Origin of the sequence: Falseniella ignava CCUG 37419, from assembly GCF_000301055.1 — a bacterium.
Taxonomy (GTDB): domain Bacteria; phylum Bacillota; class Bacilli; order Lactobacillales; family Aerococcaceae; genus Falseniella; species Falseniella ignava.
Genome location: NZ_JH932300.1, coordinates 305,215 through 313,534, shown reverse-complemented (window position 1 = coordinate 313,534; position 8,320 = coordinate 305,215). Strand labels below are relative to the sequence as shown.

Genomic DNA, 8,320 nt, shown 5'->3' with positions numbered 1-8,320 from the left:
AGCCAAACCAATCAAACTCTTACTTTGGTTTGGTGACCCCCGAGCCAGACTAATCGAACACTTACTTTGGTTTGGCGGACCCCGAGCCAAACCAATCAAACTCTTACTTTGGTTTGGCGAACCCTGTGCCAGACCAATCAGCCTCTTACTTTGGTTTGACGAACCCCGTGCCAGACCAATCAAACACTCTGATTGGTTTGGCGAACACTGTGCCAGACCAATCGAACTCATTATTTGGTTTGGCGAACACCGCGCCAGACCAATCAAACTCATTATTTGGTTTGGTAACCTCCGAGCCAGACCAAACAAACACTCTGATTGGTTTGGCGAACACTGTGCCAGACCAATCGAACTCATTATTTGGTTTGGCGAACACCGCGCCAGACCAATCAAACTCTTACTTTGGTCCAGCGAATCCCAAGCCAGACCAATCACCACGCTTTTCAATCAACCCACCTACAATACAAAAAGCTACCTGTCCAAAACAGGTAGCTTGAGTAGTTTCAATTTAAGATGGTGCTTCGGTGCTTAATTCTGTCAAGTGGTCGTATTCATCCAGTTGCCACTCGGCAATTAGATTAATAAGCTTATCCGCATAAGTCGGGTCAGTTGCGTAGCCGGACTTTTGCAAACCGCGCGCTTGCTCTTGATAAGTAGTTCCGTCCAGCACCGCCTTGTAGTAATCCGGGTCCCAACTCGTCCCGTCAGTGATCAGCTGAGCGTGACTGCGCATCGAATGTTGCCAGCTCTGGTATACCTTGAAACGGTCGGTAATCTCAACCCATTCGTCATCCAAGTATTCCAACGTTGGCAGTGCCACCGCTTCGGGATCATCTGCCGAAGTCTTGACGCCGTACAAATTATGGTATTGCGAAGCCAGTTCGCTCGTTCCAAAATTACTTTCCAGAGATGCTTGCGCTAACGAAACGCTCGCAAAAATCCCAGTCTCACGCTGAATTTCTTGTGCAGTCGGAACCAACTCATTGATAAAACTCAGTCGTGCCTCATAGCGCTCTTGCTCAATCAGCCATGCCTCGCGTTGCTCGCTCATATGCATGGACCATTGATACAACAATACCAACCCAATGACTCCGAGCCCAATCAACAAAATCGTAGCGCAGCCAACCCGTTTGAAAAATATCCCGTTGACCCGTGTTAGCTCTTCTCGAAATCCACGCCACGCTCTCCCTAACCAGCCCTTTTGCTGCTTGCTTTTATTCTTGCGTGGTCGCTTCTTTACTTTTGACCGGCTGACTTTTGTAGCGCCTGTCTTCGCGCGTTTTGTTTTATTTTTCTTCGTTGTTAAATTAATCGGTGTTTTAGCCATGCATTGCGCGACCTCTCATTATTATTCTTGCAGCCGCTCACTTTCATCATCAAACCATTGCAACAACTTAACTTGGTCGTGACCGATTTGTTGACGAATCACTCCAGGCAGGCGAATCTCAATCACATCATTATAGCCCCACAGACCATAGTCAATTTGTATTTGTAAAATCATCATATTCGAGCGACGCGTGCTGTCCAATTCATTCTCTTCACTATGATACCAATTAATTTGCGCAAGTCCAGCATGAATCCAGCGCCGGGCAATTTGATATTTCAAAAATTCAAATTCCTTAACCGGATCGTTAATAATATCTGGCATTAAATCCCGGTTGCGCACTACTTTTTGAACGAGCATCCACTCATAGTCAGTGAATAATGTCGACAAAATAATCATATTATCGTACTTAAATCCTTGCTCGCCTTTCTTCCAACGGTCCCAACTTTGCGGGCTGATCCCTAATTTGTCACTGTAAAATGCTTTCTCAGAAACATACTTTTCTTGAATCGCGTGTAGCACCAACTGAACTAATGTTTGATTCATTTGATATCACCCTTTACGTGTATTGTTGAATTCATTATACACCTACTACGTGATGTCTGCAAGCGAATACAACAAAAAAGCCAACCCTTATTTCGGGCTGGCTCGGTTAATCAATAAATTATTTTTGGCTCTTAATCCATTGGTAGAGCGTCATCACACCAGTACCGCTCGCACCTTTCGGTAAATAGTCATAACCTGCACCATTGTATGACGGTCCAGCAATATCTAAATGAACCCAAGGTAATTCTTCAGTAAAGTGTTCTAAGAAGACACCTGCAGTAATGCAACCACCACCGCCTGCTGGTGAGTTATCTAAGTCAGCATACGTCCCTTTAATTTGTTCGTAATGACTTGGGAATGCCAATAAGCGTTGGGTTGGTTCGGCTGCAGCTTCACTCGCCTGTAAGACGGCTTGCGCTAATGAATCATCGCTCGCTATCATCGCCGTACACTTACCACTCACTGCCGCAATCGCTGCACCAGTGAGTGTCGCTAAGTCAACAATTGCTCTCGGTTCCAACTTCGTCGCAGCATAATAGAGCGCATCTGCCAAAGTCAGTCGTCCTTCCGCATCGGTATTATTAACCTCGATGGTCGAACCCTTCATAGAGCCCACAATGTCTCCGTTCTTGAACGCTTTTCCGTCAATCAAATTCTCTGTTGCAGCAATGACACCAATCACATTGCATGGTAACTGATTGCTTGAGATGGCTTCCATAGCACCCACCACGGCAGCCGCTCCTGCCATATCTGAATGCATGGCTTTCATTGAAGAGGCTGGCTTAATCGCATATCCGCCGGAATCGTACGTCACACCTTTCCCAACGAGCGCGATCGGCTGTTCATCTGCTTTCGGCAAATGCTTCATCACGATGAAACGCGGTTCGTGGTCTGACCCTTGATTCACCGCTAAGAAAGCTTCCATCCCGAGTGCTTCAATTTCAGGTTTCTCTAAAATCTCTACTTCAACTTGGCTATTAGCAAATAATTGACGCACATGTGCTGCTAAGCTCGCTGGGTATAGATCATTCGGGCGGCGATTGACTAAATCGCGCGCTGTAAAGACGCCCGCTGCTAAGTTAGCCGTCTCCTCGATTGGCGCTTCTACTTCTAACGAAATTTCCAATTCGGTCTGCTTATTTTTCGGTTTTGATTTATAAGTGTCAAATCGATACGCTGCTAACTGCAAGCCAAGAATTGCTTGGCTTAACTGCGCTTCGTCTTTTCCAATCACTTCCGGTAACTCGAGATGTACACGGTGAATTGCTAATTTATCTAATAATTTTGCTAATTGAACAAAAAGTTTCAAAATTTGATAAGGGGTTAAATCTGATTCCTTTCCTAGCCCATAATAGATGGTTCCATGCCCTTCCTGGTCCAGCATCGCATAACTCGCTTGCGCCTTCCCAGTAAAAAGCTCGCGTTCGTTTAACTTTGATGCTAACTCGTCAAGCCCATCTTGAAAGACAGCACGCACAACAACCTCTTCAATTCTCTCTGATGAAATTCTCATCCTCATCCCTCCAAAATAGTTAATACATGATTCGCGAATAAAACGCTATCCTATACACTTCTATGTTGGACTAAAACGCTTTACTTTTCAAGTTGATTTATGAAAAATTGAAGGTTTCGCGTGGAGAACCTATCTGGATTTTAGATTCTAGATAGATTCAGACGGTAAACCTATCTGGATTTTTGATTCCAGATAGATTCAGACAGCAAACCTATCTGGATTTTCGATTCTAGATAGATTCAGGCGTCGAACCTATTTAGATTCCTAAATCCAAGATGATTCAACATCCAATAACACATTAAATTCACTTTTTTATAAAAAAATCAATTCAAAGTCAGAAATTTTAAATAAACAGTGTATCTATTATTGGAGGTGAGTTTATGAACAACGAAATGATCCATTTGCTTGTTAGAAAATCCAGAGGAAACTACATTAACAAATTGGACAGCTTGGTGACGGGATACGAAGGTGAGGAGGACTTTGCGCGCATTGTCCGACAATATTTACCACACCGGAGCCTTTTCTTGACAAATTTTATTTTTGAACAACCAAGCTACGCTCAAATTGATGGCATCTTATTGATGTCAGATCGGATTTATTTATACGAAGTCAAAAATTATGATGCTCATTGTTCGATTACTGAAGGCAAATTATACTACAATCATCGGCATATTAATCACAATCCTATTCAACAAATTGAGCGTGCAACAGATTATTTTCGAAATATTTTAATTCAAAATAAATTAAATATTTCACTTCAGCCGCACCTAGTTTTAATCCATCCTTTCGCTACGTTAGAGCAGGATGACTCAGTCCAGATACCCATCTTATTGCGCAATCAACTTCGTCATCATTTTCAAATGATTGACTCATCTATGCGCTCACATTCTCGATATGATCCAACGATGATTCGAGATATACTCAATTATTATCGAATTAATGATTGGCACAATTACTTTGATCAGCACCCTTTCAACCTATCCGATTTAAGAGCGGGTGTGTATTGCACGAATTGTGGGAGTTTTAAAATGGAGAAGACAGCTTATTATTTCAAATGCCAACACTGTCACACTAGTATTTCAAAAAAGGCTGCGTTAGATTATTTAATCCAGGAATGTGCTGCACTGACACCCGGTGAAGTGATCAAAACTAAGGATCTATTATACTTGATTAATCGATCGTTGAGCTCTAATTGGGTTTATCGAATATTGAATCAAAAATTAGAGCGTGTCACTTACGGGACTTACGTGAAGCCGAAGTTGGAACCAGAGTTCTTAAATAAACTATTGGAATTGTATTATAAAAGAGCAAAATGACAAACCTATCTGAATTGTCGATTCTAGATAGGTTCAAGCGGAAAACCTATCTGGATTTTCGATTCCAGATAGATTCAGGCGGCAAACCTATCTGGATTTTCGATTCCAGATAGGTTCAAGCGGAAAACCTATCTGGATTGTCGATTCTAGATAGGTTCAGCCGAAAAACCTATCTGGATTTTTGATTCTAAATAGGTTCAAACAACAAACCTATCTGGATTGTCAATTCTAGATAAATTCATACGCCAAACCTACTTGGATTTCCAAATCCAAGATGATTCAAGTGGCAAACCTATTTGGATTCCCAAATCCAAGATGATTCAAGCGGCAAACTCTACAAAAAACTCGAAAATATTACCGCGATTGAGCAGGAACTGATTGGATGAAAGCTTAATCACCAAGATTTAGTTTTATCGGAATACTTTGATAATGTTAGCAGTAAGCAACTTGCCGACTTAATTCTATCTTAGTAATACAAAATGATTTCACTCAAAAAGGAGCCTAGTAGCACCAATTCCTACTAAGCTCCTTTGTCATTCTTTTATTTACTGATTTGATTTGATAAAATCATCAATTTTTTCAAAGTAAGCTTCATCTGCAAAGACTGCGTCTCCGTGGCCAAAGCCTTCAATTATATATTGTTCTTTATTCCCGGTCTGCTTAGCTTGATACATCGCTTCGGTCATCTCATAAGGGATAAAGTCATCCCCAGTTGTATGAATAAACATCATTGGCAAGGTTGATTTCTCAACATTCTCGATCGGATTAATCGATGAAATATCGATACCTGCTTTTATATTCCCCATAATATCTGCCATGTGGAGAACTGGGAAAGATGGCAAGTTAAATCTTAATTTTAGTTCATCGGAAAAGATCTCCCACAAATTCGCATAGCCGCAATCATCGATGATGGTTTTAACTTGAGGTGGCAAGTCCTGACCCGATACATTCAACACCGTTGCTCCACCCATCGACGTCCCGTGCAAAGTGATCTTTGATGCTGGATCAATTGTAATAACATGATTAATCCACTGCGTTAAATCATCTGCATCCTTCGATCCCATTGTGATGTACTTGCCTTCGCTTGGCGTATGTCCTCTTAAAGAATACGTCACTACATTATATCCCAGATCATAGAAGGAAGCGGCCAACGTCTGACTTCTTTTCTCGGAAGATTGATAGCCATGAACGATAATCATCCATTGATGGGACGGTTCTTTTTGACGATAAATATGCCCTTCTAAATTAAGTTCGTCACGCGTCTTCAAAGTAACGGGCTCGGTCAAATCTTCAATTGCTTGTAACCATTGATCCCTCTTCTCTTCAAGTAATGTTTGTCGTTGTTCGATGATCTCGTCTTCTTGGGAGGGCATCTCTGAAGAAGGGCGATTTTCTCCCCCTGAATTCTCGACGAGCGCATAATTGACAAAGTATGATCCGACAAAATAAGTCGAAACCATCGGTATAAAAAGCAAACATAAAAATAGTTTTTTGGATATTTTCTTCAAGAAGTTCATAACTCACCCTCTAATAAAATCAGCTCATTTCTTCAAATAAGATACCACATACGCACTCGGCCCAGAGTGGCTTCCTAAAACAGCCGTCACCGGCCCTTCAAGATACAAATCAGCTCGCTCTACCAACTCACTCAATTGTTCCTTTATTTCGGCAATATCTTCTTGTAGTCTACCGTAAGCAATCGCCAAATAGTAGTTGTTACAATTAGCAAGGTCTGCTTTGACTTGATCCACTAAGAAATTTAATGCGCGTTTCTTCCCTATAATCGAACGGTACTTCCCAATCTCACCATTTTCATCAATCGTCAAAATCGGGTTAATCTTCAGCGCGCCCCCAACTAGTCCTTTGATCTTACTTAATCTACCTCCTCGAATGAGATACTGCAAATCACTCACCGTGGCGTATACTTTGGCATCATGCAATTTATTATTAAGAATCGTTTCGATCTCTTCGCTAGTATGACCTTCATTGATTAAGTGACGAGCATACATCACCAGTAGCCCTTGAGGCATCGTAACCGTCTTACTATCGATTAACTTAAATGGTAAATCCTGATCTTCTAAAGCGAGACGCATGGCGTTATACGTGCCTGATAATGTTTGCGAAACAGCGACCGCAATAATTTCTTGATACCCTAAATCTTTAATCAGCTGAATCTTTTCGCCAAAGTCATCAATTGAAGGCGCTGATGTTGATGGATTTGCATCATCAATCTTATCAAATAACTCATCCGGCGTAATCTCAACTAAATCTTTTTTCGACTCGTTGCCATAATTCACATACAGCGGCACAACAAAGATGCCTTCCGTCGTATTTTCAGTAATATTACTTGCTGAATCTGTTAAAATCGCAATTTTATTCATTGTTTCTCTCCTTATGATAATTCTTTATAAATCCCTTTAGCTTTTAAAATCTCTCGTGTAACAGTTTGGAGAGCAAAAGCTTTGACAGCAATCGATAATGACAACGTCTCTTTACGGATTTTCGTTGATTCCGTTCCTACACTATCACTGACTAACGCATTTACTTCTTTTAATGAACTCTCTAATAAATCCATAAATTCATTATAGGCTTGTTCAATTTCGATAATATCCAATTGAAGCGTAATCCCTTCTTTGATGCTCTCAAGTGGGATCAGTTCTTTTAAAATTACTACCACCATTAATACCGCAATGTGCTCCCGGTAATATTTCTTATTGATGGGTTTAGGGATAATATCTTTTTTTACATAATTATTAATCATATTCGGTGTCAGTGTTACCATATCCGGAAAATAAGTGATTAAATGCGCTTCGATAAAATCAATGAGTTGAGTAGAATACAACCCTTGTTCCGGTATCTCTTCCCACTTCACCTTCTTAAATTGAATCAATTTTCCTAAAAGATTCATAATTTGTCCTTTCTAAAGTTGTTCATCTAGTTTTCGAAACCAGATGATGCTATCTTAATGTATTCTAAATTGTTTGTCAAATATAAAAAAGATTGATAGAAGAAATCTCTTCTACCAACCTATCTGGATTCTCGATTCTAGATAGATTCAAGCACAACACCTATCTGGATTCGACATTCTAAATAGATTATCAAACACAAAAAACCAGACCCCAATTAAGGGATCTGGTTGAAAGATCTACTAGACTAAATGGTTAGGTTAATTAGTTTTCTTCTTTTTTAGAAGCTACTAAGCCTAATCCTGCTAATACAGATAATGCTGCTCCACCGAAGATTGCGAATGAAGAAACTTCACCTGTTTCAGGTAATTCTTGTTTCTTAGCTTCTTTCTTAGCTTCTGCTTTTTTACTTTCTTCAGGTTTAACTTCTTTAGCTGGAGTTTCAGCTTCTAAGTTAACTGAGAAGTTTACATCTTCAGCTGCTTTAACGACTGCTGCTACTTTGTCAGCAGAATCTGCATCTAAAATAGCTTTAGTGAAGTTTTCACGTTCTGCTTGAGTTAAAGCTTGTAATTGATCTAAGCGAGCAAGTGCTTCTTTCTTAACTGTATCTAAGTCTTTTTCTGGTTTTTCTGGTGTTTCTGGTTTTTCTGGTGTTTCTGGTTTTTCTGGTGTTTCTGGTTTTTCTGGTGTTTCTGGTTTTTCTGGTGTTTCT

General features: G+C 40.5%; 9 protein-coding genes. 2 read left to right on the top strand and 7 right to left on the bottom strand.

What is annotated here, in order from left to right; translation table 11 throughout:
• Positions 1–125: 125 nt before the first annotated feature.
• On the top strand, positions 126–497 hold the full coding sequence (locus HMPREF9707_RS01635) for a nucleoporin (RefSeq protein WP_040442813.1): 372 nt from the start codon (positions 126–128) through the stop codon (positions 495–497).
• Positions 498–508: 11 nt separating this feature from the next.
• Here HMPREF9707_RS01635 and HMPREF9707_RS01630 read toward each other — a convergent pair whose 3' ends face one another.
• The 3 genes from HMPREF9707_RS01630 to HMPREF9707_RS01620 all read right to left on the bottom strand — a co-directional run bounded on the left by HMPREF9707_RS01630 (position 509) and on the right by HMPREF9707_RS01620 (position 3,383).
• Positions 509–1,108: a glycoside hydrolase family 73 protein gene (locus HMPREF9707_RS01630; RefSeq protein WP_232217650.1), complete on the bottom strand. Its 600-nt coding sequence runs from the start codon at positions 1,106–1,108 to the stop codon at positions 509–511.
• A gap of 240 nt (positions 1,109–1,348) precedes the next feature.
• Positions 1,349–1,870, bottom strand: coding sequence for a hypothetical protein (locus HMPREF9707_RS01625; RefSeq protein WP_006700970.1), 522 nt, complete (start codon positions 1,868–1,870; stop codon positions 1,349–1,351).
• A 118-nt stretch (positions 1,871–1,988) separates the two neighbouring features.
• The gene (locus tag HMPREF9707_RS01620) at positions 1,989–3,383 is read right to left on the bottom strand and encodes a leucyl aminopeptidase (protein ID WP_006700969.1); all 1,395 of its coding nucleotides are present in this window, start codon (positions 3,381–3,383) and stop codon (positions 1,989–1,991) included.
• A gap of 380 nt (positions 3,384–3,763) precedes the next feature.
• On the opposite strand from HMPREF9707_RS01620, the gene HMPREF9707_RS01615 reads away from it, so the two are divergent.
• Positions 3,764–4,699: a nuclease-related domain-containing protein gene (locus tag HMPREF9707_RS01615; RefSeq protein ID WP_006700968.1), complete on the top strand. Its 936-nt coding sequence runs from the start codon at positions 3,764–3,766 to the stop codon at positions 4,697–4,699.
• 545 nt (positions 4,700–5,244) lie between these two features.
• On the opposite strand, the gene HMPREF9707_RS01610 is transcribed toward HMPREF9707_RS01615, so the two are convergent.
• From HMPREF9707_RS01610 to HMPREF9707_RS09055, 4 genes are all read right to left on the bottom strand, one after another.
• The gene (locus HMPREF9707_RS01610) at positions 5,245–6,216 is read right to left on the bottom strand and encodes an alpha/beta hydrolase (RefSeq protein WP_006700967.1); all 972 of its coding nucleotides are present in this window, start codon (positions 6,214–6,216) and stop codon (positions 5,245–5,247) included.
• A 24-nt stretch (positions 6,217–6,240) separates the two neighbouring features.
• Positions 6,241–7,080, bottom strand: a complete 840-nt coding sequence (locus HMPREF9707_RS01605) for a DegV family protein (RefSeq protein ID WP_006700966.1) — start codon at positions 7,078–7,080, stop codon at positions 6,241–6,243.
• A gap of 11 nt (positions 7,081–7,091) precedes the next feature.
• Positions 7,092–7,607, bottom strand: coding sequence for a DUF1836 domain-containing protein (locus HMPREF9707_RS01600; RefSeq protein WP_006700965.1), 516 nt, complete (start codon positions 7,605–7,607; stop codon positions 7,092–7,094).
• A 262-nt stretch (positions 7,608–7,869) separates the two neighbouring features.
• The coding region (locus HMPREF9707_RS09055) for a GA module-containing protein (RefSeq protein ID WP_006700964.1) at positions 7,870–8,320 on the bottom strand (451 nt) is incomplete at its 5' end.

Excerpts from the sequence above, each read along its gene's own strand:
- HMPREF9707_RS01625 (WP_006700970.1), bottom strand. The coding sequence starts at position 1,870 with ATGAATCAAACATTAGTTCAGTTGGTGCTACACGCGATTCAAGAAAAG.
- HMPREF9707_RS01620 (WP_006700969.1), bottom strand. The coding sequence starts at position 3,383 with ATGAGAATTTCATCAGAGAGAATTGAAGAGGTTGTTGTGCGTGCTGTC.
- HMPREF9707_RS01615 (WP_006700968.1), top strand. The coding sequence starts at position 3,764 with ATGAACAACGAAATGATCCATTTGCTTGTTAGAAAATCCAGAGGAAAC.
- HMPREF9707_RS01610 (WP_006700967.1), bottom strand. The coding sequence starts at position 6,216 with ATGAACTTCTTGAAGAAAATATCCAAAAAACTATTTTTATGTTTGCTT.
- HMPREF9707_RS01605 (WP_006700966.1), bottom strand. The coding sequence starts at position 7,080 with ATGAATAAAATTGCGATTTTAACAGATTCAGCAAGTAATATTACTGAA.
- HMPREF9707_RS01600 (WP_006700965.1), bottom strand. The coding sequence starts at position 7,607 with ATGAATCTTTTAGGAAAATTGATTCAATTTAAGAAGGTGAAGTGGGAA.